The organism is Ascidiaceihabitans sp., assembly GCF_039986515.1.
Classification (GTDB): Bacteria; Pseudomonadota; Alphaproteobacteria; order Rhodobacterales; family Rhodobacteraceae; genus Ascidiaceihabitans.
This window is the reverse complement of record NZ_JBDWQO010000007.1, coordinates 536,604-561,512: the sequence shown is the minus strand read 5'-3', so window position 1 is coordinate 561,512 and position 24,909 is coordinate 536,604. Positions and strand designations below refer to the sequence as shown.

General features: G+C 55.0%; 20 protein-coding genes and 1 tRNA gene. 8 read left to right on the top strand and 13 right to left on the bottom strand.

Annotated elements, in window-relative coordinates:
• Positions 1-108: 108 nt before the first annotated feature.
• The gene (gene speB / locus ABJL60_RS05410; protein WP_348375203.1) at positions 109-1,074 is read right to left on the bottom strand and encodes an agmatinase; all 966 of its coding nucleotides are present in this window, start codon (positions 1,072-1,074) and stop codon (positions 109-111) included.
• 140 nt (positions 1,075-1,214) lie between these two features.
• Between speB and guaB the strand changes: the two genes are divergently transcribed.
• The 3 genes from guaB (at position 1,215) to ABJL60_RS05395 (ending at position 6,305) form a co-directional block, all read left to right on the top strand.
• On the top strand, positions 1,215-2,663 hold the full coding sequence (gene guaB, locus ABJL60_RS05405) for an IMP dehydrogenase (protein ID WP_348291817.1): 1,449 nt from the start codon (positions 1,215-1,217) through the stop codon (positions 2,661-2,663).
• A 40-nt stretch (positions 2,664-2,703) separates the two neighbouring features.
• The gene (locus ABJL60_RS05400) at positions 2,704-3,867 is read left to right on the top strand and encodes an RsmB/NOP family class I SAM-dependent RNA methyltransferase (protein ID WP_348375201.1); all 1,164 of its coding nucleotides are present in this window, start codon (positions 2,704-2,706) and stop codon (positions 3,865-3,867) included.
• A gap of 164 nt (positions 3,868-4,031) precedes the next feature.
• Positions 4,032-6,305, top strand: coding sequence for an ATP-binding protein (locus ABJL60_RS05395; protein WP_348375199.1), 2,274 nt, complete (start codon positions 4,032-4,034; stop codon positions 6,303-6,305).
• 42 nt (positions 6,306-6,347) lie between these two features.
• Here ABJL60_RS05395 and ABJL60_RS05390 read toward each other — a convergent pair whose 3' ends face one another.
• The 5 genes from ABJL60_RS05390 to ABJL60_RS05370 form a co-directional block, all read right to left on the bottom strand.
• Complete coding sequence (locus ABJL60_RS05390) at positions 6,348-6,941, bottom strand: gamma-glutamyl kinase (RefSeq protein ID WP_348291823.1); 594 nt, start codon at positions 6,939-6,941, stop codon at positions 6,348-6,350.
• A 74-nt stretch (positions 6,942-7,015) separates the two neighbouring features.
• A complete protein-coding gene (locus tag ABJL60_RS05385) occupies positions 7,016-9,307 on the bottom strand; it encodes a molybdopterin-dependent oxidoreductase (RefSeq protein ID WP_348375197.1) in 2,292 nt (763 codons plus the stop codon).
• 92 nt (positions 9,308-9,399) lie between these two features.
• Complete coding sequence (locus ABJL60_RS05380) at positions 9,400-9,735, bottom strand: carboxymuconolactone decarboxylase family protein (RefSeq protein ID WP_348375195.1); 336 nt, start codon at positions 9,733-9,735, stop codon at positions 9,400-9,402.
• A 26-nt stretch (positions 9,736-9,761) separates the two neighbouring features.
• Positions 9,762-10,523 (bottom strand): amino acid ABC transporter permease, encoded by a 762-nt coding sequence (locus ABJL60_RS05375; RefSeq protein WP_348291899.1) that lies wholly within the window; start codon positions 10,521-10,523, stop codon positions 9,762-9,764.
• Positions 10,524-10,534: 11 nt separating this feature from the next.
• Positions 10,535-11,278, bottom strand: coding sequence for an amino acid ABC transporter ATP-binding protein (locus ABJL60_RS05370; protein ID WP_348291829.1), 744 nt, complete (start codon positions 11,276-11,278; stop codon positions 10,535-10,537).
• A 117-nt stretch (positions 11,279-11,395) separates the two neighbouring features.
• Between ABJL60_RS05370 and ABJL60_RS05365 the strand changes: the two genes are divergently transcribed.
• Together ABJL60_RS05365 and ABJL60_RS05360 are read left to right on the top strand one after the other, a co-directional pair.
• Positions 11,396-12,172, top strand: a complete 777-nt coding sequence (locus ABJL60_RS05365; RefSeq protein WP_348375194.1) for a transporter substrate-binding domain-containing protein — start codon at positions 11,396-11,398, stop codon at positions 12,170-12,172.
• Positions 12,173-12,261: 89 nt separating this feature from the next.
• Entirely contained in the window at positions 12,262-13,626 is a 1,365-nt protein-coding gene (locus tag ABJL60_RS05360) for an MATE family efflux transporter (RefSeq protein WP_348375192.1), read from the top strand.
• Between the two features lie 24 nt (positions 13,627-13,650).
• Here ABJL60_RS05360 and ABJL60_RS05355 read toward each other — a convergent pair whose 3' ends face one another.
• The 5 genes from ABJL60_RS05355 to ABJL60_RS05335 all read right to left on the bottom strand — a co-directional run bounded on the left by ABJL60_RS05355 (position 13,651) and on the right by ABJL60_RS05335 (position 19,870).
• Positions 13,651-15,051 (bottom strand): TRAP transporter large permease, encoded by a 1,401-nt coding sequence (locus ABJL60_RS05355; protein WP_348375190.1) that lies wholly within the window; start codon positions 15,049-15,051, stop codon positions 13,651-13,653.
• Positions 15,051-15,674, bottom strand: coding sequence for a TRAP transporter small permease (locus tag ABJL60_RS05350; protein WP_348291837.1), 624 nt, complete (start codon positions 15,672-15,674; stop codon positions 15,051-15,053). The genes ABJL60_RS05355 and ABJL60_RS05350 overlap by 1 nt, the downstream gene beginning before the upstream one ends.
• A gap of 71 nt (positions 15,675-15,745) precedes the next feature.
• On the bottom strand, positions 15,746-16,756 hold the full coding sequence (locus tag ABJL60_RS05345) for a C4-dicarboxylate TRAP transporter substrate-binding protein (RefSeq protein WP_348375188.1): 1,011 nt from the start codon (positions 16,754-16,756) through the stop codon (positions 15,746-15,748).
• A 110-nt stretch (positions 16,757-16,866) separates the two neighbouring features.
• Positions 16,867-18,159, bottom strand: coding sequence for a sigma-54 dependent transcriptional regulator (locus tag ABJL60_RS05340; RefSeq protein ID WP_348375186.1), 1,293 nt, complete (start codon positions 18,157-18,159; stop codon positions 16,867-16,869).
• Positions 18,152-19,870 carry an ATP-binding protein gene (locus ABJL60_RS05335; protein WP_348375184.1) on the bottom strand — a complete coding sequence of 573 codons (1,719 nt, stop codon included), beginning with the start codon at positions 19,868-19,870 and terminating at the stop codon, positions 18,152-18,154. The genes ABJL60_RS05340 and ABJL60_RS05335 overlap by 8 nt, the downstream gene beginning before the upstream one ends.
• Positions 19,871-20,083: 213 nt before the next feature.
• On the opposite strand from ABJL60_RS05335, the gene ABJL60_RS05330 reads away from it, so the two are divergent.
• Positions 20,084-21,031, top strand: a complete 948-nt coding sequence (locus ABJL60_RS05330; RefSeq protein WP_348375182.1) for a DMT family transporter — start codon at positions 20,084-20,086, stop codon at positions 21,029-21,031.
• A gap of 21 nt (positions 21,032-21,052) precedes the next feature.
• Here the strand turns inward: ABJL60_RS05330 and ABJL60_RS05325 are convergent.
• Together ABJL60_RS05325 and ABJL60_RS05320 are read right to left on the bottom strand one after the other, a co-directional pair.
• Positions 21,053-21,129, bottom strand: a tRNA-Arg gene (locus tag ABJL60_RS05325).
• Positions 21,130-21,229: 100 nt separating this feature from the next.
• Positions 21,230-21,799 carry a DUF882 domain-containing protein gene (locus ABJL60_RS05320; protein WP_348291845.1) on the bottom strand — a complete coding sequence of 190 codons (570 nt, stop codon included), beginning with the start codon at positions 21,797-21,799 and terminating at the stop codon, positions 21,230-21,232.
• Positions 21,800-22,165: 366 nt separating this feature from the next.
• Between ABJL60_RS05320 and ABJL60_RS05315 the strand changes: the two genes are divergently transcribed.
• On the top strand, positions 22,166-23,734 hold the full coding sequence (locus tag ABJL60_RS05315; RefSeq protein ID WP_348291901.1) for a L,D-transpeptidase family protein: 1,569 nt from the start codon (positions 22,166-22,168) through the stop codon (positions 23,732-23,734).
• A 59-nt stretch (positions 23,735-23,793) separates the two neighbouring features.
• The gene (lpxD, locus tag ABJL60_RS05310) at positions 23,794-24,885 is read left to right on the top strand and encodes a UDP-3-O-(3-hydroxymyristoyl)glucosamine N-acyltransferase (RefSeq protein WP_348291847.1); all 1,092 of its coding nucleotides are present in this window, start codon (positions 23,794-23,796) and stop codon (positions 24,883-24,885) included.
• The last annotated feature ends 24 nt before the right edge of the window (positions 24,886-24,909 follow it).

Here is a 24,909-nt window from a genome sequence, read left to right as displayed (position 1 = left end):
CGTCATAAATCTTCATAAACTTCATGAAGATACCGTTTCTTTTCGCCAAAAATATCCCGGGGGGCGCCCAGAGGGCGGGGGGCAGCGCCCCCGTCTGGTCCGTGCCCTTCAACTGCCTTTGTGAAAGATAAACCCAAGCAAGTTTAACAAAAGCTGTGCGGCCAGAATAGAAGTAGACCCGGTGGGATCATAATCCGGTGCCACTTCCACCAGATCAACACCCACAATGTCATGATTTTGAACCACCTGTTGCAGCAGCTCCAGAACCTCGTAATATAGAAATCCGCCGTGGCTGGGGGTGCCGGTACCCGGCGCGATAGAGGGGCAAAACGCGTCAATATCGATCGTGATGTACAGGCGGGTGCCGGCAGGAATACGGGCGGCCAGTTGCAATGCACCCAATGCACGGGCCTGCCGCACAGACAAAATATCAGACCCCATGGCACGCGCATCATCGTAGCCTTCTTTGGCCGTAGAGCTGACATTGCGAATACCGACTTGGGTCAGGCCCGTCACATAGGGCTGCTCTGCAGCGCGGCGCATGGGGTTGCCATGGCCATGCCGCACCCCGTGGCGTTCGTCGACAAAATCCAGATGCGCGTCGATTTGCAGAATATGAATGTCACCCCCGTTATATTCCGGGCCGTCATAGGCGCGAATGCAGGGAATGTTGATCGAATGATCACCGCCAATCGTGACGGGCAGGGCGCCTGCTTTCAAAGCGGCACGCACACCTGTTTCGATGTTGGCATGGCTGCGGTCCGTGTCGGTGTGCACAATATCGGCATCCCCCATATCCACGATGCGCACCGAGGCTGGCAAATAGGTGGCGTCGTCTTCATGATCGTAAGCGCCTGCATGGCCGAAGCTGAACAGCGTCGAGGCCTCACGCACCCCACGCGGCCCGAAACGCGCACCACTGCGAAATTGGGTGCCTGCATCAAACGGCGCACCCAATATTGCAACGTCAGCGTCGATTGCATCCCAATCCGCCACAAAGGGGCGCTTTCCAAACGTAGAAATGCCGACAAATGGCAAATCAAGCCGTCCACTCTCGTATCCATGTCCGCTCATCTCGGTCTCCTGTTTGGCGCGTTTGCGCCCAGCTTTGCGTCAAGCGGCGTCTTGATGCAATCTTCCCTTTGCCCCTTTTCATTCATCCCAACCCATGAGATAGGAAACCGCCAAGTGAACCCTTCCTGTTGAGGTGCGATATGGAAATTCGTGAGGCTCTGACCTTTGATGATGTTTTACTGGTGCCGGGGGCGTCAAATGTGCTGCCCAGCACAGCTGATACCCGCACATGGGTGACCAAATCCATCGCAATGAACATCCCGCTTCTAAGCTCTGCGATGGACACGGTGACCGAAGGGCGCATGGCCATCGCAATGGCGCAGGCGGGCGGCATCGGCGTGGTGCACCGCAACCTCACCATCGAAGAGCAAGCCCGTGAAATTCGCCGCGTCAAACGCTTTGAATCAGGCATTGTCTACAATCCGATCACCTTGACCCCGGATCAAACTCTGGCGGACGCAAAAGCCCTACAAGAACGCTACCGCGTCACGGGCTTTCCCGTGGTTGACGAAAAGGGGCGCGTTCTGGGCATCGTGACCAACCGCGACATGCGTTTTGCCTCTGACGACAAAACGCCTGTGTCTGTGATGATGACGAATGAAAACCTCGCTATCTTGCAAGAACCTGCAGACCGCGACGAAGCGATCAGCCTGATGAAGGCACGCCGCATCGAAAAACTGTTGGTGACGGATGGCAAGGGCACCCTGACGGGGCTTTTGACGCTGAAAGACACCGAACAGGCCGTTTTGAACCCGACGGCGTGCAAAGACGAATTGGGCCGCTTGCGCGTGGCAGCTGCCTCAACCGTGGGCGACGCAGGCTTTGAACGCTCTGCGGCACTTGTGGATGCAGGCGTCGATATGGTTGTGATCGACACGGCCCACGGACATTCCGAAGGCGTTGCAGAGGCTGTGCGCCGTGCCAAAGCCCTATCCAACGAAGTGCAAGTTGTTGCGGGCAATGTGGCCACCGGTGAAGCAACCCGCGCTTTGATCGACGCAGGCGCCGATAGCATCAAAGTGGGCATCGGCCCCGGATCAATCTGCACCACACGCATGGTGGCAGGGGTTGGCGTTCCACAACTGACGGCCATCATGGATTGTGCCAAAGCAGCAGGCGATATTCCTGTTATCGCTGATGGTGGCATCAAGTTTTCCGGTGATTTCGCCAAAGCCATTGCTGCGGGCGCGTCTTGCGCGATGGTCGGTTCAATGATTGCGGGCACAGATGAATCCCCCGGCGAAGTTATCTTGTACCAAGGCCGGTCGTTCAAATCTTTCCGCGGCATGGGATCGCTGGGCGCTATGGCCAGCGGATCAGCTGACCGCTATTTCCAAAAAGATGCCGCCAGCGACAAACTGGTGCCAGAAGGCATCGAAGGGCAAGTGGCGTACAAAGGATCTGCGGCAGCGGTCTTGCACCAATTGGTCGGCGGTTTGCGCGCGGCAATGGGCTATACCGGCAACGGCACCGTGGAAGCCATGCGCCAGAACTGCAACTTTGTGAAAATCACAGGGGCGGGCCTGAAAGAAAGCCATGTGCATGATGTTCAGATCACCCGCGAAAGCCCCAACTACAGAATTATGTGATATTAGAAATCATTAAATTAAAAACTTAAGGTAAATCACCATGACCCCCGGCGCCCGCGTCTCTGCTGCGATTGAAATTCTGGATATGATCGCGGAAGGAACCCCAGTGGAACGGGCCCTGACGAATTGGGCACGGGGATCGCGGTTTGCCGGATCTAAAGACCGCGCGGCAGTGCGGGACCATGTTTTTGACGTGCAGCGCAATTTGGCAAGCGACAGGGTGCGCGGCGGCGGGGCATCCGGGCGGCAGTTGATGCTGGGCCGGTTGCGCGCGCAAGACGCGGATCTTGATCAAATTTTCAATGCCGCAGGCCACGCCCCATCACCGCTCAGCGACGCAGAACGCACGGCCGGTCACGTCCCTGAAGCCCAAAGCGATCAGTGGAACCTGCCCGAATGGGTCATTCCGGAATTTGAGCGATCCTTGGGGGACAAAGCCGAAGCCGCGGCGCTTCAATTGCAAAACCGTGCCCCCATCACGTTGCGTGTGAATGTTGCACGCGCCAAGCCGTCCGATGTCGCTGCTCAATTGGCAATTGAGGGCATTGAAACACAACCGAACCCGGTGTGCGACACGGCACTGACCATCACCGAAGGCCCGCGAAAACTGCGAAATTCACAGCCCTATTTGCATGGGATGGTCGAACTTCAAGACGCGGCGAGCCAAGCGATCGCAAGCAATGTGCAAGGGGCGTCCCTGAAAATTCTGGACTACTGTGCGGGGGGCGGTGGCAAAGCCCTGGCGCTTGCGGCTCTTGGACATCAGGTCACAGCGCATGATCTGAATGTTGCGCGTATGTCTGATCTGCCGGACCGTGCCGTTCGCGCAGGCGTGCAGATTATGGTGGAAACGCCAGATACGCTTTCGCCCGATGCAGTGTTCGATGTTGTTTTGTGCGACGCGCCTTGTTCAGGCAGCGGTGCATGGCGGCGCAGCCCTGCGGGCAAATGGACTTTGACGCAGGATGCTTTGTCAGGGTTGACCAATACCCAAGATGAGATTCTGGACCAAGCCCAACAGCATGTGGCACCGGGCGGGCAGTTGGTCTTTGCGACGTGTTCGGTTTTGCGCTGCGAAAACGAAGACAGGGCGGACGCCTTTGTGGCGCGAAATCCGGCATGGAACTGCACCGATCAGACGCGCATTAGCGTCAGCGATGCCTCAGATGGGTTCTTTCACGCGACATTTTCCAAGCTAGTCTAACCTCATAGTAACAATTGCGGTAAATCAGCGTCTGCTCTGGCCCAAATGGCAAAGGCCAATGGACTGGTTAAGACCAGATTAACCGTTTCTGCGCAACAAATGTAGGAACGATTCGACCAATGTGAGGGCATCCTTTGTACGACAGCACACTGACGACAGGATCAATGAGCAAGTTCTCTGAAAGTGCCAAAGGCCGGTTGCGCAGCCTTTTGGTCGCGTCTGTGTTGCTTGGGGCGATGGGTATTTTGGCGCCATTGGGCCGCATCCAGCTTGGGCTGGTCACGGCATCAGCCACTTTGGCGGTGGTGGGCATCGTGATGTTCGCCTTATCCTTCAAGCGGCAACGGTCGCGCAAGTCGGCCTATGGAACGATTGCGGATTTTATCGAAAAAGACGCGTCACCCAGTTTTGTAGTCTGTCCAGACGGCGAAGTGCGCAGCATAAATGAAGCGGGACGTAAGCAGTTCGGGGCTGTAGAAGGCGAAACACTTGCCGGAACCCTTCGTAACACATTTGCAAATCCCGGCGGTATTCTTTTTCGTCTCAAGGCTTTGGCCGAAGCCAATGGGGCCGCGCGAGAAGATATAGTGACCCGCAAAGGCCATGTGCGCCTATCTGTGCATCAAATGGGCACCGATGCGTTTTTGTGGCGCATGGAAAACGTGCCCGAACCAGCAGCAGGCCGTGGCAGCGACGGTCCGCTTTTGCCAATGCTTATGGTAGGTCGAAGCAACGCGATTTTATTCATGAACGATGCCGCACGCCGTTTGGTCGGACAACGCGTCAAATCCCTGAATGATCTGATAGGCGAAACGCCACTGACCCTTGGGACACCGGCGGTTTTGACGACTGGTTCTGGCCCCGTCGATGTGCAATTTGCCTGTGTGGACGCTGGCGCGGGACGTCGCGCTTTGTATATTTTACCCGTTGCAGATGCGCCTCAGAATGACCCATTGTGGTCATCCTTTGAAGCTTTGCCAGTGCCACTTTTGCGGGTGGCAGCCGACGGGCAAGTCCGCGCTTTTAATAAGACTGCCTATGCTTTGATCGGGGTCGGTTTGGATGAAGACGTCCACCTGTCGGAGCTGATGGAAGGGTTGGGTCGCCCGATTTCAGACTGGTTGTCGGAAACATTATCAGGCCGTGCGGTGCAACATTCCGAATTTTTGCGTCTGAAGCGTGCTGACAAGGAAATGTTTGTTCAGGTCGCTTTGAACCGTGTCACCGAAGATGGTGAGGCTTCGTTGATTGCCGTTTTGACGGATGCCACCGAACTTAAGACTTTGGAAGCGCAATTCGTGCAAAGCCAGAAAATGCAAGCCATCGGACAATTGGCCGGGGGCGTGGCGCATGATTTCAACAACCTTCTGACCGCGATTTCCGGGCATTGCGATTTGTTGCTTTTGCGCCATGACCAAGGCGACGCCGACTATAGCGACCTTATTCAGATCAATCAGAATGCCAATCGTGCTGCAGCCTTGGTTGGGCAGCTGTTGGCATTCTCGCGCAAACAAACCTTGCGGCCCGAAGTTTTGGATATGCGAGACACTTTGGCAGATCTCACCCATTTGTTGAACCGCTTGGTGGGGGAAACAGTGACCCTGACCCTAAGCCACGATCCGGTGCTGCAATCCATCCGCGCTGACAAACGCCAGTTAGAACAGGTGCTTATGAACCTTGTGGTCAACGCGCGCGACGCAATGCCAGACGGCGGAGAAATTCGCATCGTCACTGAATGCGAAATACTAACGCAACCGTTGGATCGCGGGCAGGTCAGTGTGCCAGCGGGTTCTTATGTAACCGTTCGCGTCAATGATGAAGGCGTCGGTATCGCGCCAGACAAGCTGCAAAAAGTGTTTGAGCCGTTTTTCACAACCAAGCGAACAGGGGAAGGCACGGGATTGGGCCTGTCCACGGCGTATGGCATCGTCAAACAGACAGGCGGGTATATTTTTGTCGATAGCAAGTTGGGGCAGGGCACGTGCTTTACGCTTTATTTCCCTGTGCTTGACGCAGTCGTAACCAAACCCAAAGTGGCGCGCCGCGCAAAACCGAAAGAGGTGCCGAATCACGGCGATGGTGTCATTCTGCTGGTAGAAGACGAAGCCCCTGTGCGTGCCTTTGCCAGCCGCGCGTTGCGCTTGCGCGGCTACACGGTCCTAGAAGCAGATTCCGCCGAAATGGCATTGAAGACATTGGAAGACCAGTCATTGAATGTCGATTTGTTCGTGACGGATGTTGTGATGCCGGGCAAGGACGGTCCAAGTTGGGTCCGTGAAGCCTTACAAGACCGCCCCGATGTGCGTGTCGTCTTTGTATCTGGTTATGCTGAGGACAAATTCAGTGATGCTAAAAACAAAATTCCCAACTCAGTGTTCTTACCCAAACCGTTTTCGCTAAACGATTTGACGGAAACGGTGCATCGCCAATTGCATTAACAAATTCAGGACATCAAGGACGCCAAACACCGGCATTTCCTATCAAGAAATGCTGTTATACAGCGCAAATTCAGCATCGAATTTACGCTTGAACCGCATTTCAACATCGGCAGACAGGTCTTGAGGCACCGCAGGCGACACGTTTTCGCGCGCGAGATCGAACGTCACCCCAAGACGGTCGGTCAAAAAATCTTGTAGCTTGGGCTGGTCTTCATATTTGAACAAATGCGTGATGCCGGTACCGTTTGGTTGCGCTTCCAAAAACTTCGACTGCGCCCCAACATCGGCAAATCCCGGCTTGTTGCCTTTCATATAGGCCAAAACGAAATCGTCAAAGCTGATCCCATGCGTTGCATTGGGCTTGCCTTTCATGAAGTCACGTTGGCGGTAGCGCCACCAACTGCCCAACCAGCTGACAGGTTCGCGCATCACAGCCATCAGTTCCAGTTCAACATCACATACCTTCAAAAACATCGGCCGCACAAAACGGTTGTAGCGATACACCGGCGCGTGTTTCAGCATCGGTGGCTCAGAAATCACCATATCCGCGCGCCCGCGCAATGCCGTCTCGTAAGCCGTTGTTCCCGTTTTGGGAACAGATAGAAACGCCAAGCGTTCTTTGAAAAATATCAACATCGGGGACCTATATGCGGCGCGTGATCAGTGGCGTGCAACATTGCCTGCTTGGCCCTGTAACGCAATCTTTTGTTTCAGGTAGCTGACACAAATCGCGGCAGGCTGTGTACCCGAATTTCAGGCAGTTCACCGTCCCATTTGACCATCCGCACCAAAGCCGAATGTGCAATATTGCCTTGGCTAAGGTGCGTTGACCCGACATCGCGCGTCAACACGTTAGGATTACCGTGCACACACATCATTTCGCCATCCACGTCGCGCAAATCCAACCAAGCCCCGGTGGGCAAAGAGATACAATCGGGGCGCATATGAGCGCTGATCCTAACCCCTGCCAGACAGGCGCCACGACCATTGAACAGCTTTACGGTGTCCCCATCCACCACCCCATGCGCCTTAGCGGCGTCGGGGTGCACCGTACAAACTTCACGTCCCTGCGATTTGCTGCGCTTTGACGGACCGCCTGTATCGTTCTGACTGTGCAGGCGGGTGTCGGGTTGCCCTGAAAGCAAATGGAACTGCCCGTGTACCGCATCGCACAGGCTTTCCACAGGCATGCGCCATTCCGGCGACGCGGGGCAATCGTCAAGCTGCATTGCCGCGATGGTCGCACTTTCCATTTCGATACGCCCGCTGTGCGTGGCGCGGCGATGCGTATCCGGGTCTTTCCGGAACGCCTCCATCTGGATTTGTCGTCTGTCTGTCCCAGAAAAATCGAACAGGCCTTGTGTTTTGAACGATGTCCAATCGGGCAATTCGATACCCTGCGATGATCCGGCGGTTTGGCAGGCTTGCCACAATGTATGCTGCCATTCCTCAGCTGATTGACCTTCCGAAAACGCCGCCTGCGTTCCAAAACGCTGTGAGAGGTCTGAAAAAATATCGTAGTCATCACGCGACTGGCCGTAAGGTGACACTGCACAGGACATATACAGCATCGCAGTTTCCAGACGGTTTATCATGATATCATCGCGTTCCAGCGCAGAGGTCGTTGGCAAAACGATATCAGCGCGGCGGGCCGTCGCCGTCCAGCTGTGGTCCATAACAACAACAGTTTGCGGGTTGCGCCACGCCTTATCCAAACGGATCAAATCCTGATGGTGGTGAAACGGATTGCCGCCCGACCACCACACCAGTTTGGCATCCGGATATGTCCGCGCTTGCCCGTTGTAGGAATATGCACCGCCTGGGCTTTCCAACATGTCTGTCACACGCGCCACGGGGATGTAATCCTTTATCGGGTTTTGTCCTTGCGGCACTGATGGCCAATTGTAGACTTTATGCGGGCGACCGACGGATTCCGTTGATCCATACCCGTATCCGAAACCGGTACCTGGCAATCCGATCTGTCCCAATACACACGCCAGACATAAGCCCGCCCAGATTGTAATTTCGCCGCCTTCGGCACGTTGCATGGACCATGCCATGTTGATCATCGTTTTTGATGTGCCCATGCGATGCGCAAGATCACGTATGTCCTGCGCAGGAACATCGCAAATTTGCGCTGCCCATTCCGATGTTTTGGGGATGCCATCCGACCCTTTGACGTAGTCTTCGAAACGTTGGGCGCCGGTTGTGCATCTGTTTAGAAAATCTGAATTGGCGTGGCCATTGCGAAATACCTCGAAGGCAAGCGCCAAGATCAGTGCACAATCTGTGCCGGGCCGGGGTGCCATCCATTCGGCCCGGGTTTGGGTTTCGGTGTCTGTCCCCAATGGCGAAATGTTCACCACCCGACATCCCCGCGCCACAGCGCGGTCCAGCCAAACTTGCGTTTCATGGGCTGTTGTGCCCGCGGATGTGACTTGGGCTGCGCGTTTGGCGATGCCTCCGAAAGCTACAAATAGATCGCATTCCTCGGCCACCACGGGCCAACTGGTCATGTCGTTTTGAAAATGCATGTTGGATTGACCAACGATATGCGGCCAAAGCACTTCTGCACCCGCGTAGGAATAGGTATTCACCGATCCGGTAAAGCCGCCAATGGTGTTCAAGAAACGCCGCATTTGGCTTTGTGCATGATGGAAGCGGCCGGCGGCGGACCAACCGTAAGACCCCGCGTAAATCGCTTGATTGCCATAGGTCTCGATCACAGATTTCAGCGCGTCACCCGCCAAATCCAGCGCCTCATCCCAAGGCACTTCGACAAAGGCCGCATCGCCCGATCGCGCCCGGTCACGATGTTTCAACCAGCCTTCGCGGACAGCGGGACGCGCGATGCGGGTGTTTGTGTCACGCACGGCATCCAGCCAACCTTCGCCGATGGTAGAGGGATGAGGATCACGGGGCAGGGGCTTTAGCCTAGTCGTATCACCGACCCCGTGGATTTCATAAGCGCCCCAATGCGCAGCCGTATATTTTTGCATCATGTGCCCCATATGTCCGGTGATCTATTCAGAACAGGGTTGGGGCTGCGTCGCAATCTTTTTGACGCAAAACTTTCGACACAAGGCTTGGGCGCTTAAGCGGTAAATTCGTCGTAGGCTTCCAGTGCTTTTGCCCCATATGCGATAGAGGGGCCGCCGCCCATGTACCCGATCATTTCCAGCGCCTCACACAGTTCTTCACGGGTGGTTTTCAAACGCACCAGCGATTTGACATGGAAGGCAATGCAACTGTCACAGCGGGTGGAAATTGCGATACCAAGGGCAATGAGTTCTTTGGTTTTCTCGTCCAAAGCGCCAGACCGTTTGGCCGCTTGTCCCATTGCATTGAAACCCGAAAACATACCCGGTGTCTGTTTTTGCAACGCACCGATGCGGTCAACTGTTTCACCCATGAATTTTGTCCAGCTCATGCCTTTTCCCTTCGAAATTGCACCGATCAGCGGCTTTCGTCTGATCCCATTTTCCGTTCCAGCCAACGCACAAAGAAGCTGATGATCAGGACCAGCACAAGGTATTCCAGGATCAACAACGTATAGATTTCCAAAGGCCGATATTCGGTAACCACCAGCTCATTCGCACGGCGTGTCAATTCTTGCATTCCGATAACGGATGCAAAAGCCGACATTTTCACGATGTAGATAAACTGGTTCGCAAGTGGCGGCAAAATGCGTTTGATGGCTTGTGGCAAGATCACGTAACGCATGGTTTGGCGATAGTTCAGCCCGACGGTTTTGGCCGCTTCGGTTTGTCCTTTGCTGATGGACTGGATGCCGGACCGGTAGATTTCCGCCGTAAACGCGCTATCAGAAATGGCCAAGGTGATGATTGCCCCCCAAAACGCATCAATGCTGACGCTGATGCCCATGGATTTCAGCACAACGGGCAGGCCATAAAACACCCAGAACAGCATCGGCAAAAGCGGGATGGCGCGCACAAATTCGATATAGATGCGCGACGGCAATCTGATCCATCTGTTGTCGGACATGCCAGGCAGGGCGACCATCAGGCCGATCACCATCGACAGAACCGCAGCAGTGACCGACAGCAAAATGGTCGCGCCAAATCCGTTCAGAAGAAAGGTGATGTTGGACATGCCTTTGGGCGTGCTGGGGTCGATCACATACCAGCCCCAAGTGCCCGGCGTGGCCGCGCATCCCGTCAGCGCCACAAACACAGACAGCAAAGCAAAGCGTTTCATCATAGCGGGCCTCAATGCTGCAAAATCTGGCTTAGGAACTTCTTGCATCGCTCAGTCTTGGGCGCATCAAAAAACTGTTCAGGCGTGCCGGTTTCGATGATCTCGCCGTGGTCCATAAAGATCATGCGATCCGCGGCACGGCGGGCAAAGCCCATTTCATGGGTGACACAAATCATCGTCATGCCATCTTCGGCCAAATCCACAATCACATCCAGAACCTCAGATATCATTTCAGGGTCCAGCGCAGACGTTGGTTCGTCAAACAGCATGATCTTGGGTTCCATACACAGCGATCTGGCAATGGCCACACGCTGCTGTTGGCCACCAGACAAAGCGTTGGGGCGTTTGTGGGCCTGATCGGGAATACGCACGCGTTCCAAATATTGCATCGCACGGTCTTCGGCGTCGCGCTTGGACAAGCCACGGGCTTTGATGGGACCGAGGGTCAGGTTTTGCAGAATTGTCAAATGCGGAAACAAGTTGAATTGTTGAAAAACCATACCAACTTCGGACCGGATCGCGTCAATGGATGCAGTATCTTGCATTTCGATACCGTCCACGGTGATATTTCCGTGATCATGTGCCTCCAATGAATTCACGCAGCGGATCAACGTTGATTTGCCAGAGCCTGATGGCCCACAGACCACAATACGTTCACCATGCGCCACCGTCAGATCGATGTCTTTCAGCGCCTGATAGTCACCGTACCACTTGTTTAGGCCGGTAATTTCTATTGCGGGACCTGTTTGTGACATGGACCCTTCCCCCAAATGTTTGATAAAACTACCCTTACTTGCTATTCCAACCACGCCTTAACACGCTCAGTTGAGCAAACAGAAGACACCTTAACGTCAACCAACGGGGACGACATTATGAAAATCATCAAAAGCCTTGGGCTTGTAGCCGCATTTGCCATGTCAGTGCTGGCTGTGCCTGCCACTGCGCAATCGGCATTGAACGAAATCCTCAGCGGCGGTGTCTTGAAAGTCGGCACAACGGGTGACTGGAACCCGATGTCGGTGCGCGATCCGGCAACGAATTCCTACAAAGGCTATGACATCGACATCATGACGCAATTGGCCGCCGATTTGGGGGTTGAACTGGAAATGGTGCCCACGGACTGGAAGACACTGGTGAACGGCGTTGTGGCAGGCAACTACCACATGACGGGTTCTGCCTCGATCAGCCCGGCGCGTCTGAAAGCAGCCGGTTATTCCGACAGCTATATCTCGGTTGAAATGCTGCCCTTTACGATGGCCGACAAAGCCGACCGTTTCGACAGCTGGGACTCCATCAACCAAGCCGATGTGAAAGTGGCCACGACACTTGGCACCAGCTTTGAGAAAAACGTACGCGAATGGTTCCCGAATGCGGAAATCATCGTCGTGGAAGCGCCTGCACGTGGCTACCAAGAGGTCTTGTCGGGCCGCGCAGACGCCTTCATCACATCTAACATCGAAGGTGCGACCCTGCTTGAGAAATTCCAAGACCTGCGCCAGATCGACGTGTCTGAAGCGCGTGCACCAACCCCCATCGCGATGTTGCTGCCCCAATCCGATCAGGTTTGGATCAATTACATCAACAGCTGGGTCGAATTGAAAAAAGCCCAAGGGTTTTTCAAGGCCACTGCTGAAAAATGGGGTCTCTAACGCGTTTGACGCTTGATTGATTGTCCAAAGCGGCGTCCTGTTCGGGCGCCGCTTTTTCGTTTCTACACCTTTGATATGATTGCTGTTCCATGATCGACGCAGACCTGACAACTGGCCCGATTTCGGGGCATTTTCGACGTGTGGCATGGCCCGCTGCGATGGGTATGTTGTTTGCGACCCTCTATAACGTCGTGGACACGTTCTATGCAGGCTATTTCGGCACGCAGGCTCAGGCGGGGCAAACTGTTGGGTTTCAAGCTTTTTTCATTCTGGTGGCTGTGGGGTTCGGACTTGGGTCCGCCATGAGCGCGCTTGTCGGCAACGCAAAAGGCCGAAAAGCAAACGCAGAAGCCAAAGGACTGGTGGCGCAGGGGATCAGCTTTGCGGTTCTGGCCGTCATAGCGATGATCGCAATCGGCCTAAGCCTTGGGTCATCATTGATCGCGATTGTCTCTGAGGCAGGTGCCTACCGCGACGCAGGCCAGGATTATTTCAACTGGCTGCTGCTGGCGCTGCCCGCATTTATTCTGGCCTATGCCTGCAACGGTGTGTTGCAAGCCCATGGCGATACGGTGTCGATGCAACGCGCCTTGATGGTGGCATTTTTTGCCAACATCGGCCTGAACCCTTTGTTGATGTACGGAATTCCCGGTGTTGTATCCGGGCTGGGGTTCAATGGCATCGCGTTGGCCACGGCTGTCAGCCAATCCGGTGTGGCATTGTTTTTGCTACACAAAGTCTTTGGGCGCAGTGTGATGGATGATGTGATCATATCCGACTTCCGTCCAAACTTTGCCACCTACAACGCCATTGCAGCACAAGCTTTTCCAGCAGGCTTTGCGTTGCTTGTGACCTTTGCCAGCGGCTTTATCGTCCAGTTTGCGCTTAAGGCTTACGGCCCGGACGCGTTAGCCGCATACGGCATATCCTTGCGCGTTGAGCAGATATTTTTGTTGCCAGCTTTGGGGATAACGGCTGCTTTGGTCCCAATTGCCGCACAAAACTACGGGGCAGGGCACCACGACCGGGTCCGAGACGCCTTTCGGCGGTGCTGGGGTCTTGGTGTGATCGCCACAGGCCTCGCCTTTCCATTTTTGTGGTTTGGCGGTGGCTATGCGACGGCTTTCTTCTCAAGTGATCCTGATGTGATTGCGGCCGGTGCGTTGTTCTTGAAAGTCGAGGCCGTGATCCTGCCGCTTTATGTGGTGCTGTTTTCCGTCAATTCCTTGTTGCAGGCATTGAAGAAGGCTCATTGGACCATGTGGATCGGAATTTACCGGCAAATCATCGGCATAGCGCTGTTCATCTGGTTGCTTACATCTGTGTTCGACTTCGGCTTGGCAGGTGTGCGCTACGCGATTGCATTGGCTGTAATCACCGGGTTGGCCATGTCATGGACCATCGCCCGGCAGGTCGCGCGTGACCGCATTGAGGGGTTGGGGGGCGCCAATTGACATCCACCCCGTATCCCCAAGCGGCTAGGCTAAACTTGGCAACCACAGCACGATGCCGGGAAAGGCCACCAGCAAGGCAATGGTCACGGCGTCTGCCAAGAAGAAAGGTGTCACACCTTTGAACACATCTTGTACGCTCAGATCGTCCCGCACACCTGCCACAACAAAGCAGTTGAGGCCAATGGGCGGCGTGATCAGGCAGAACTCTGCCATTTTGACCACTAAAATACCAAACCAGATCGCACACATCGGGCCTGACATTCCGAATGCGCTGTCTGCAGCGCTGACTGCCTCACCGCCATTCAAGGCCATGACAGCAGGATAAACCACAGGCAGCGTCAAAAGCAGCATACCGATGGCATCCATGAACATGCCCAGCACGGCATAGGCCAGCAGAATACAAATCAGGATCAACATGGGCGACATCGTCAGCGACGTGATCCAATCCGAAAACGCACTTGGCAAGTCCGCAAAGCCCAAAAAACGCACATAGATCAGTACACCCCATATGATGGTGAAGATCATCACGCTTAGCTTCGCGGTTTCCAACAACGCATCACTCAGTTGAGGCCAGCGCATGCCCTGCCAAAGCGCCATCAGAAACACCACAAAGGCCCCGATCGCGCCGCCCTCTGTGGGCGTACCCCACGCATCTCCGCCAAACGGATTGTAGACAAAGCAGATGATTGTCACGACCACGAAAACAATCGGCAAGGCCGGGGGCAGGGCCGCAAAACGTTCGCGCCATGTGAAGCCCCGCACCGGCGGGCCTACGGTTTTGAAGGTCACCGCAATGCCAATGATCAAGCCTGCATACACCAAAGCGGAAAACGCACCGGGAATGAAACCCGCCAGCAACAGCTTGCCCACATCCTGTTCCACGATGATCGCGTAGATCACAAGGATCGCAGAGGGCGGAATAAGCGACGCCAAAGTGCCACCTGCGGCCACGACGCCTGCCGCGAATTGTTTGTTGTAACCGATCTTCAGCATCTCCGGGATGGCGATGCGTGCGAAGACCGCAGAGGTCGCCACGGATGCGCCGGAAACGGCGGCAAAACCGGCCGTGGCAAACACAGTCGACACCGCCAAACCGCCCGGCACCCATGCAATCCAGCGCTTGGCCGCTTCGAACAGGGCTTTTGTCAAACCAGCGTAATACGCCAGATACCCGATCAGGATAAACGTCGGGATCAGGGACAGCGCCTGACTTGAAACTTTTGAATGCGGCACCTGACCCGCGGTTTTGACCGCAACCCCCAAAGCCCAGCCAAATTCGTCCAGCCCATAGTCTTTCTTGGCCCAGAATATCCAAATCAATCCCAACATTCCGGCCAGCCCAGCCGCAAATGCCACGCGCATCCCCAAAATGACCAACACCAGCATGCCGCCAGTGACCCAAAGCCCAATATCAATCGGTTCCATCAGTCTTGTCCTTCCAATTGATCTGCTTCCATGCGGGCCTGCGTGGCGGCGTCCGCAATCAGTGGCACCGCGATCGCAGCGCCTGTGATGATGGCGCGACCATAGGCCCAGAGCTGCAAACACAGCCGGGCGCACAACACGCTGAAGGCCAAAGGTGCCATCAGTTTGGCGGGCCACAAAGGCACCGAAATATCCATAGAGCTGTCGCGGCTCCAAAGGGGGGCGGCAAAATCAAAGCTTCGATCAAAATGCGACCAACTGCCCCAAACAAGCAGGATCATCAACATGAGCACACACAGCGTGGTGATCAGTTCGACCGAATACAAAAGACGCCCCCGCAATTTGCCCACCACAATGTCCATTCGGATGTGGCCGCCTTCGCGCATCACGTAAGACACCCCCATGAAGGCGATCAGCGGCATGGCCTGTTCAATCCAGTCGACATAACCCGGCAACGGCGTGTTCATCGCATTGCGTCCCGTCACCGAAATCACGGCCAAAACCATAAGCCCAAAGACACTGATCCCGCTGACCAACGCAAAAATGCGTTCAAGGCGCAAAAGCCCGTGGTCGCATTTGCTAAGTGCGCTGTCGTCAGACAGCACAAGTGACGCCGTTGCCATAATGGCCCCCTAAAATTTTTGCAGAAATAGAAAATAGCCCCGCATCCAAACGACGCGGGGCTGTTGTGCGGTTACTTGTTTTTGGCAATCATGCCTGTAACCAGATCATACAGCTCTTGGCCGGGCAGCCCCGCAGATGTGCTTTGTTTGATCCAGGCGGTCGCCGCAGGCACCGCAGCGGCGTCTTTAAAGCTGGCCAGTTCGGTGTCCGGAAAAGTCACAACTGTTATGCCGCGATCTTCCAATGCGGGGCCCCATGCGTCCATCGTCGCCCCGTTGTAGTTTGCCACATAGTGATCCAAAGCCGCGTCAACGGACCCCAACAAGGCGTCGCGGTGCGCCTCCGACAGGCTGTCCAATGCATCGGAATTGACAACAACCGGACAATTTACCGTGCCAGGGTTCAGGTTCTTGGTCCACCATTTTGCATTTTCGATGGTGCCAAAAGACATATGCGCGTGTGGCGCGAAGGCGACGGCCTTCACCACGCCTGAATCCATGGCCTGACGGACTTCTGATGCCGACATGGATGTGGGCACGGCACCCACCGTTTCCATCGCCGCACCGATACCACCCGTGGCCCGCACACTAAGCCCGTCGAAATCAGCCAAAGTGGCGGGGGCGTCGCCCACACCGACGATGTTGTATTGCGGCAATGGCGATGGCATCAAAAGCGTGGCGTTCCAGCGTGCAAGATCCGCGACAGTCGCAGGATGCTGGTACACAGCCATCGACAGCGCTATTTCCTGTTCCAGCGATGACACCCCCAAGAACGGCAATTCCAGAACGGTGATGGATGGGTTTTTGTCGCGGTGATAGCCTGCGCAGAATTGCGCCATCTCAAAGGCACCAATGGCGATCCCATCAAGGTTTTCGCGGTTTTTGGACAAACCACCATAGCTGATGTTCAACGTGAATTCGCCGTCCGTCTTTTCAGACACCAGTTCGGCCAGCTTTTCAACATGCTCTGTAAAGGCACGCTGCTTGCCCCACAAAGACACGTTCCATTCTTCCGCTTGTGCGGACGCTGCCGCACCAATGGAAAGGACCGCCAAAGCCGCGGATGTTGTAAGGTTTTTCATTTTGTTTTCCTCCCAAGAAAATCGTGCGGCTATTGAGCACGAATTCAAAGGCGGCACTTATGAAGAAAACTGCGTGGTCAAAAGGGCGTGGCCTGCGGATTTCCGCAGAGCTACAAAAGGGCGTTTTTATCAAGGCCAAGCTTGACGATCTTTTCGTTCAATGTGCGCCTGCCAATGCCAAGTTCATGGGCCACGTCCTCCATGCGCCCCGCATGGGCATGGAGCGCTTTGCCGATCATTTGTCGCTCAAAGGCGGCGACGGCAGTGCGCAGACCGGTTTTGTGCGTGTCGCCGGGTTTGGTATCCTGCGCCGTGTCTTGGGGCACCGTCATGCCGTGACGGGCCATCATGACACGCCTGTCCATAAGATTGCGCAATTCGCGGACATTTCCAGGCCATTCATGGGCCATCAACGCACTTAATTCGTCTTCTTCTAACGGCGGTGGCACACAATCATATTGTGTCGCAAATTCCTGCCGAAAGCGCGTCGCCAACAACGCGATATCGTCTCGGCGTTCGCGCAGAGGCGGCAAGTTGATAGAAAACCCGTCCAAGCGATACATCAGATCCGCGCGTAAGGTGCCGGCTTTGACCGCCGCATCCGTGTCTTCGTTTGTGGCAGCTATGATGCGCAGATTAACCTGTTCCGGCCCCCCTTGATCTACGGGCAGAACCTCGCCTGTGTCGATCATGCGCAATAAAACGGGCTGCACATCGGGCGGGCAGGCGCCAATCTCATCCAAAAGAATCGTACCGCCCGATGCTTTGTGCACAATATGGGGCAAGTTGGCGGCCGTTATTTGCGCCGCATTCACCGCAACATAAGGACCATCGCACCGCGACGACAAATCATGGATCATGCGCGCCACAAGGTCTTTGCCGGTTCCGGTTTCCCCCCGCACCAACACGGCACTGTTTGCGCCAGCCACCATTGCAATCATATCGCGCAACCGGTGCATCTGCGGGGATTGCCCCAGCAAAATGCGATCCACACCCGATAGCTCACGCAAGCGTTCCTTAAGGCGCAGATTGCTTTGCTGCATTTGATAGTTTTCGGCAGCGTGCGACAGGATCAAAAGCAGCCTTTTGGGATCAAACGGCTTTTCCACAAAACTGTAAGCGCCGTTGTTCATTGCGTCTACGGCTGTGGGGATGTCACCGTGGGCCGAGATTAACACAACCGGAGGTGCCGCATTCAGAGATTTCAGCAAATCAAGGCCCGAAGTTTCCGGCATGCGAACGTCGGACAGTATAACGTCTGGCTGAAACTGGTCGATCCAGCGTTCCGCATCCGTCGCACGGGCCAAAGCCTTTGTCGTCCATCCTGCAGCCTCGATCAGATCCACCAACGAATTGCGCATCAAACGATCATCATCAATGATCAGAACTTTTTGATCAGTCACCGGAATGTTCCTTGTTTGGCAAAGTCACACAAAACACGGTGCCGCCTGTTGATCTGTCATCCGCCTGTATTGTGCCCCCGTGATCGGTGACAACGCCTGCGGTGATGGTCAGGCCAAGCCCCATACCCTCACCACTTTCGCGTGTTGTCGCAAAGGGTTCTTGCAAATCATCCAGTGTTTTGCCCCGCAACCCGTGCCCTGTGTCGGCCACTGTAAACCACACATCGCGTGATGTTTGTCCCATCGCAATCTCAATCCGGCGCACATCAGCGTCGTATACCGCGTCCAGCGCGTTGCGCACGATGTTTGTCATGACTTGTTCAATGCGCAGCTTGTTGGCCATCACGGTGGTGGCTTCAACCGGCCGCACAAAATCAATGTAGGCCTGCCTGTCTTTAATGCTGGGTTCCAGCAATTCCAGGGCTGCGTCCATCGCCTCGCATAGATCAAACCGTTCAAAGCTGTCGCGTCCTTTGCGCGAAAAGAACTTGAGCTGACGTGTGATGCTTTCCATCCGGTCCACAAGGTTCTGCATCTTGTTGCTTAACGGTGAGGGACCCACCGTCATCTCCGATGCCACCAACTGGTTTTTCATGGCAGCAATCGGTTGGCCAAGCTCATGCGTGACCGACGATGCCAATTGTCCCAAAGCGGCCAAACGACCTGCGCGTTCAAGCTCGGCCTGGGTTTTTTGCAAATTGCGCTGTGCTGCGCGGCGGTCTTCGATCTCTATGGCCAAACGGGCATTTGCGGACCGCAATTCTGTTTCCTCGCGTTCGGATTTTTGCAAAGCGGACCGCACACGCCGCAGCCGGTTGACCTGAGCCAAGCTGAAAAGCATCAATGCAAGCGTCAAAAACCCACCCGTCACCAGCCAGGCCCGCGTCACAGCTTGATCGCCCGGCACAAAGAAATGCAACGTCCAGCTGTTGGGCAAATCCGATGTGCTGAGATACAGCAGCCGCTCTTGCCCGACTGTGGCGGTTTGGCGGGCATTATCGAAGGTCCAATCCAACGGGTTCAAATGTTCTGTCCCGAATTGACGAGACGTCAGAATGCGGCTGCGTTGTTGCGCGGACAACTGCGCCATCGTTTTGTACCGCCAGTCAGGGTCCGAGGCCAACAAGACCACACCGTCATTGTTGGCAAGAATAATTCTTTCTCCCGAAGCCTGCCAGGTTTCTTGCACCGCGGACAAATCGATTTTGATTGCAATGACACCGTCCAAATCCGTTTCAGGCGGGCGCACTGGCATCGCATAAAAGTACCCCGGAATGCCTGTCGTCACGCCGATCCCATAAAATTCCCCCAATTCACCTTGTTGCGCCGCTTGGAAATAGGGTCGAAAGGCATAATTTTGCCCTTTGAAGCTGTTGGGTCCTTTCGCGTTCGACGCTGAGATCGTATCGCCCGTGTCGTCCATCAAATAAATCGCATCAAGCCCCGCGCTTTGGGCAAATCGTGCCAGTCGGTAATCCAAAGGTTTTGTGGGACCACCCGCCAAAGTACGCGTCACCACAGGATCGAGCGATAATAAAAAAGGCAGATGCGCAAAGTGGCGTAATTCGGTTTCCAGCGTACTTCGGTACAGTGTTAGCCGCGCTTGCGCCTTTTCGATTTCTTGCGATTTGAACAGGCTGAAGGACGCCCAATACAGCCCGGCAGCAAGCAGAAATACCAAAAACGTCGAAAGAAGCTTTGTGAAACGCATGGCGCATGAGTGACGCGAAGGCGCCGCAAAATCAACCGTGTCCCATCTGTGCCAAGGTAACGGCGTGCCATACGTCGAATGCAAAAGCCAACTTCGATGGGGAAACGCCACATCAGCTGAATTTATCGTGTCTGGCCGAAATCAAAAAGCCTTGGGGTAGGAATGTAGATTGGGGGGATGGACGCGTATCGGTTGATGTCCTTATGTGGGGCCATGACAGTCACACCCGAAACGTCCCAACCCACTGACCGAATTCTTGCTGGTGTCGCCTTGATGCTTGGGTTCTGTTTGACCGCGCCACTTCTGGACGTGGCGGCTAAGCTTGCATCGTCAAGCGTGCCGGTGGGGCAGATTACGGCCGCACGGTTTGTTGTGCAGTGCATTTTGATGGCACCGTTTATCTGGTTTATGGGTTTATCATTGCGCGTGGCGCCGGGACACAGACTGGCGCTGCTATTTCGCGCCATCCTACTACTTGTTGCAACATTTTGTTTTATAACGGCAATCCGCGTTATGCCGCTTGCTGATGCGTTGGCAATTGTCTTTGTGGCGCCGTTTATTGTTTTGCTAGTGGGAAAATATTACCTTGGCGAAGACGTCGGTCCACGCCGTGTCGGTGCGGCTGTGGTCGGGTTTGTCGGGGTACTGTTTGTCATTCAGCCCAGTTTTGCAGCTTTTGGGGCCGTTGCGTTCATTCCGTTGGGCACAGCCGTTGCCTTTGCATTCTACATTCTTCTGACACGTGGCCTGTCACGCCGGATGCACCCTGTGACTTTGCAATTTCATACAGGGCTGATCGCGAGCCTGCTTTGTATCCCGATCTTGATTGTGGCCCAAGGCAGCGGATCTGAACAGTTTGATCCGGTCTGGCCCACCGGTATCGCATGGGTTTGGTTGTTGGGTGTCGGCTTTTTCGCGACCCTGAGCCATATGATGGTGACCTACGCGCTGTCATTGGCCCCATCCGCAACACTGGCGCCGTTGCAGTATTTTGAATTGCCGGTGGCGACGTTATTTGGATATCTGGTGTTTCAGGATTTTCCCAATGTTCTAAGCCTGATAGGCATCGCCATCATCATCGGGGCAGGGCTGTATATGATCCACCGCGAAAGGGTCACTGCCCGGCAATTGATGACCGAACGCGCCGCACCACCAATCTAGACCACGGGTATTTAAGAAAAGTGGCGGACCATAGAGGATTCGAACCTCTGGCCTCTGCCTTCGGAGGGCAGCGCTCTATCCAGCTGAGCTAATGGTCCACTTGCATTGGGTATAGTCAGCACGCCAAGCGCCTGCAATTGCGAAAAACAAAAAAGGCGCAGTTTCCTGCGCCCATTACACCAAAAAGACAGCTTGTGTTTAGCTGCCCCACGTCCGCACGACACCACAGTCCATGTGCACGAAGTTGGATCCGGAATATCGCCCAACACCGCCACCACGGCATGCAGCCGCTGCACGCGACATTTGACCGACAGAGCGCGTAGACAAGCGTAAATCCGCGGCTTGGCCTTTCATGTGCAAAGAATTCTTTGCAACGCCACGCGATCTGGACCGCAACATGGCGTTGGTCTTCGGGCTGCGGTAACCGGACAACAACATGTAAGGTTCGTTCACATCCATCAAATTGTGGGCCGCCGCCATGATGTCGACTGTGCGCAAGTCCATCGACTTGACGCCATCAGTGCGCCAATCCCGCATAAAGTGATTCACTTCTTTGACAGCGTCTTTGATGTAGTTGCCTTCGATCCAATAGATCATGTCGATGCGTTCGCCGGTGCGGCCAGAATACATCCGGATGCGGCGAATGTCGCCAGAGCCGCGCAAAAATCCCGCTGCATTGGAAAAAGTAGGGGCTGCCGTCACCATCGTCGCTGCAAAAGCGCCCAATACGGAGCGGCGGGTAATACCCGGTGTGCCTGTCTTTGTCATCGTCAGCCGTCCCATTAGCCTGTGTACCCGTGATGTTACACGGGTCCGTTCATCTCATCCCCAGATGCAACTCTTCTATGACATATCACGAATCGTGAACCAAGTGTTGAATCTGCCACAGTCAAAGTATCAACATTTTTAGGCGAAATTTTGCGCAAATTTTGACCAATGTGTCTTTTGTCCGCTTGCCACGCGAATGAACGCGACCCAGTTGCATCGGTTGACAGTTTGTTCAGGCAATTGGGCGATTGTGATTAGACTTTTTGTGCGCACGCAGACAAATTGCAGGCCAAATTTACGATTAAAAAATCCGAGTGGGGGACGACTATGACGTCAATGGTTCGAAGGTTCACACCTTTGCTGGCAATGCTAACTTTGGTGACAGCCTTTTTTGCACAGCCAAACACAGCGCATGCACAAGTCACGGCATTCAAACAAGCCGTCGCTGAAGCTGCTGCGCGCGACAAAGACATCGCTGCATTTTATCAGGCCAACGGCTACAAAAGCATCTGGACAGGCCGCGCCGGTCGCGACCGTTCGCGGCGTGTGTCCTTGATGAAAGCACTGTCCAATGCCTCTGCGCACGGCCTGCCAGCCGCACGCTATGATGCAAAGGGCCTGCAAGCCAAAATGAAATCCGCCAAAGGCCCCCGCGAACGCGGCGCATTGGAAGTCGAAATCAGCCGTGTCTTCTTGCAATACGCGCGTGATTTGCAAACCGGCGTTCTGATCCCAAGCCGCGTGGACAGTGCCATTGTGCGTCAGGTGCCATACCGCGACCGCACGTCCTATCTGGTGAATTTCTCGAAATCTTCTCCGAACGGTTTTTTCAAGGCGTTGGCTCCAAAAACCATGGAATACAATGCGCTGATGAAAGAAAAGCTGCGTATGGAACGGCTGTTGGCCAAAGGCGGATGGGGTGCAAAAATACCATCAAAGTCGCTGAAACCCGGCCAGTCGGGCAACGCCGTTGTTGCCATGCGCAACCGCTTGATTGCCCAAGGCTATATGCGTCGCAGTGCCAGCCAAACCTACGATGACACTATGAAGTCCGCAGTCCAACAGTTTCAGTTGGCGCATGGATTGTCAGCTGACGGTGTTGCAGGTCCTGGTACCGTTTCGGAAATCAATAAAACGGTTCAACAGCGTTTGCAGTCGATTATTGTGGCAATGGAACGCGAACGCTGGGTCAACCAAGAACGTGGCCGTCGCCACATTCTGGTGAACATTCCCGACTTTACTGCAAAGGTCATCGACAACAACAAAGTGACGTTTGAAACGCGTTCGGTCGTGGGCGCCAATAAATCGGACCGTCCGACACCGGAATTTTCCGATGTTATGGAATTTATGGTCATCAACCCAAGCTGGTATGTGCCGCGTTCTATCGTCACAAAAGAATACTTGCCCGCGTTGAAGCGCAACAGCAATGCGGTACGCCACATCGAGATCACAGACAGCAAAGGCCGCAAGGTCAACCGCAGCGCTGTAAACTTCTCGAAGTACACAGAAAAGACCTTTCCGTTCTCGATGCGTCAACCCCCCTCCAAGGGCAACGCTTTGGGTCTGGTGAAGTTTATGTTCCCGAACCGCTACAACATCTATCTGCATGACACACCGGCCAAGAACCTGTTTGGACGTGAAGTCCGCGCCTACAGCCACGGGTGCGTGCGGTTGGCGGATCCGTTTGATTTTGCTTACGCCTTGCTGGCCAAGCAAACAAATGACCCGAAAGGCTTTTTCCAGTCCAAACTGAAAACTGGAAAAGAAGCCCGTGTGAACCTGAAAGACCCAGTGCCGGTGCACATCATTTACCGCACTGCATTTACAACGGCCAAAGGTCACACACAGTACCGCCGTGATATCTACGGCCGTGATGGGCGCATCTGGAGTGCGCTGGCCAAAGCAGGGGTGGCATTACGCGCCGTTCAAGGGTAATTCTGGCCGCAACCCAAGCGCAAAGGTGCATCACACCTTTTGCCCACAAGGATGCGGACATGAGCCATAGTGTAAAAGACATTGCAGCGGCGCTGGGGGCACAAGCCTTTGGCGCCGTTGACCTTTTAATCGAACGTGTCAGTGAACCCGGTCATGCAAAAGACGGCGACCTGGCGCTGGCCACCAACCCCAAATATGCAGAAGACTTGTCAAACGGGCGCGCCCGGGTCGCACTGCTTTGGGAAGGGGCCGATTGGCAGGCTCTTGGCTTGAAAGCGGCCATTATCCCATCGCGTCCGCGCTACGCAATGTCTGCTTTGACACGCATGATGGATCCTGGCCAAGGCACGGATGCCGGCATCCACCCAACATCCGTTATTGACCCAACGGCACAGATTGCCGCTGATGTTTCCATCGGACCGTTCACTGTGATCGGCGCCCGTGCCACCATCGGCGCAGGCAGCGTGATCAGCGCACAATGCTTTGTCGGCGCGGATGTCACCCTTGGGGCCAACACCTTTTTGCGCGAACAGGTCACTATCGGCGCCCGCGCACAGATTGGTGACAGGTTTATTGCCCAACCGGGCGCACGTATCGGTGGCGACGGCTTTAGCTTTGTCACAGCGGAAAAATCCGGCATCGAAGCTGTGCGCGAAAGCCTGGGAAGCCAAGACGACACAGATGGCCAGCCCTATGCGCGTATCCATTCCTTGGGGGCCGTACAGATCGGCCATGACGTTGAAATAGGCGCCAACGCCACAATCGACAACGGCACGATCCGCGACACGGTTATTGGGGATGGATGCAAATTCGACAACATGGCCCAAGTGGGCCACAACGTCGTTATGGGACGCGATTGCCTGATTTGTGGCCATGTCGCCATCGCGGGATCTGCGCGTGTGGGCAACAATGTGGTGCTTGGCGGTATGACCGGGATTTCCGACAACATTTTCATCGGTGACCGCGTGATCACGGGCGGCGCCACCAAAGTGCTGTCCAACGTGCCTGCGGGCCGCGTGATGTTGGGCTATCCTGCAACCCAAATGGACAAACAAGTCGAGACCTACAAGTCCATTCGCCGTCTCCCGCGCCTGTTGCGCGATGTCGCAGACCTGAAGAAAGCTGTTTTCAAGACGCCCTCCAATGACTAAATCAGCCTTGTATCAATGGGGTGT

Excerpts from the sequence above, each read along its gene's own strand:
- guaB (WP_348291817.1), top strand. The coding sequence starts at position 1,215 with ATGGAAATTCGTGAGGCTCTGACCTTTGATGATGTTTTACTGGTGCCG.
- ABJL60_RS05390 (WP_348291823.1), bottom strand. The coding sequence starts at position 6,941 with ATGTTGATATTTTTCAAAGAACGCTTGGCGTTTCTATCTGTTCCCAAA.
- ABJL60_RS05320 (WP_348291845.1), bottom strand. The coding sequence starts at position 21,799 with ATGACAAAGACAGGCACACCGGGTATTACCCGCCGCTCCGTATTGGGC.
- ABJL60_RS05345 (WP_348375188.1), bottom strand. The coding sequence starts at position 16,756 with ATGAAAAACCTTACAACATCCGCGGCTTTGGCGGTCCTTTCCATTGGT.
- ABJL60_RS05330 (WP_348375182.1), top strand. The coding sequence starts at position 20,084 with ATGACAGTCACACCCGAAACGTCCCAACCCACTGACCGAATTCTTGCT.
- ABJL60_RS05400 (WP_348375201.1), top strand. The coding sequence starts at position 2,704 with ATGACCCCCGGCGCCCGCGTCTCTGCTGCGATTGAAATTCTGGATATG.
- ABJL60_RS05350 (WP_348291837.1), bottom strand. The coding sequence starts at position 15,674 with ATGGCAACGGCGTCACTTGTGCTGTCTGACGACAGCGCACTTAGCAAA.
- ABJL60_RS05385 (WP_348375197.1), bottom strand. The coding sequence starts at position 9,307 with ATGATGCAAAAATATACGGCTGCGCATTGGGGCGCTTATGAAATCCAC.
- ABJL60_RS05375 (WP_348291899.1), bottom strand. The coding sequence starts at position 10,523 with ATGAAACGCTTTGCTTTGCTGTCTGTGTTTGTGGCGCTGACGGGATGC.
- speB (WP_348375203.1), bottom strand. The coding sequence starts at position 1,074 with ATGAGCGGACATGGATACGAGAGTGGACGGCTTGATTTGCCATTTGTC.
- ABJL60_RS05355 (WP_348375190.1), bottom strand. The coding sequence starts at position 15,051 with ATGGAACCGATTGATATTGGGCTTTGGGTCACTGGCGGCATGCTGGTG.
- lpxD (WP_348291847.1), top strand. The coding sequence starts at position 23,794 with ATGAGCCATAGTGTAAAAGACATTGCAGCGGCGCTGGGGGCACAAGCC.
- ABJL60_RS05335 (WP_348375184.1), bottom strand. The coding sequence starts at position 19,870 with ATGCGTTTCACAAAGCTTCTTTCGACGTTTTTGGTATTTCTGCTTGCT.
- ABJL60_RS05315 (WP_348291901.1), top strand. The coding sequence starts at position 22,166 with ATGCTAACTTTGGTGACAGCCTTTTTTGCACAGCCAAACACAGCGCAT.
- ABJL60_RS05380 (WP_348375195.1), bottom strand. The coding sequence starts at position 9,735 with ATGAGCTGGACAAAATTCATGGGTGAAACAGTTGACCGCATCGGTGCG.
- ABJL60_RS05365 (WP_348375194.1), top strand. The coding sequence starts at position 11,396 with ATGAAAATCATCAAAAGCCTTGGGCTTGTAGCCGCATTTGCCATGTCA.
- ABJL60_RS05395 (WP_348375199.1), top strand. The coding sequence starts at position 4,032 with ATGAGCAAGTTCTCTGAAAGTGCCAAAGGCCGGTTGCGCAGCCTTTTG.
- ABJL60_RS05360 (WP_348375192.1), top strand. The coding sequence starts at position 12,262 with ATGATCGACGCAGACCTGACAACTGGCCCGATTTCGGGGCATTTTCGA.
- ABJL60_RS05370 (WP_348291829.1), bottom strand. The coding sequence starts at position 11,278 with ATGTCACAAACAGGTCCCGCAATAGAAATTACCGGCCTAAACAAGTGG.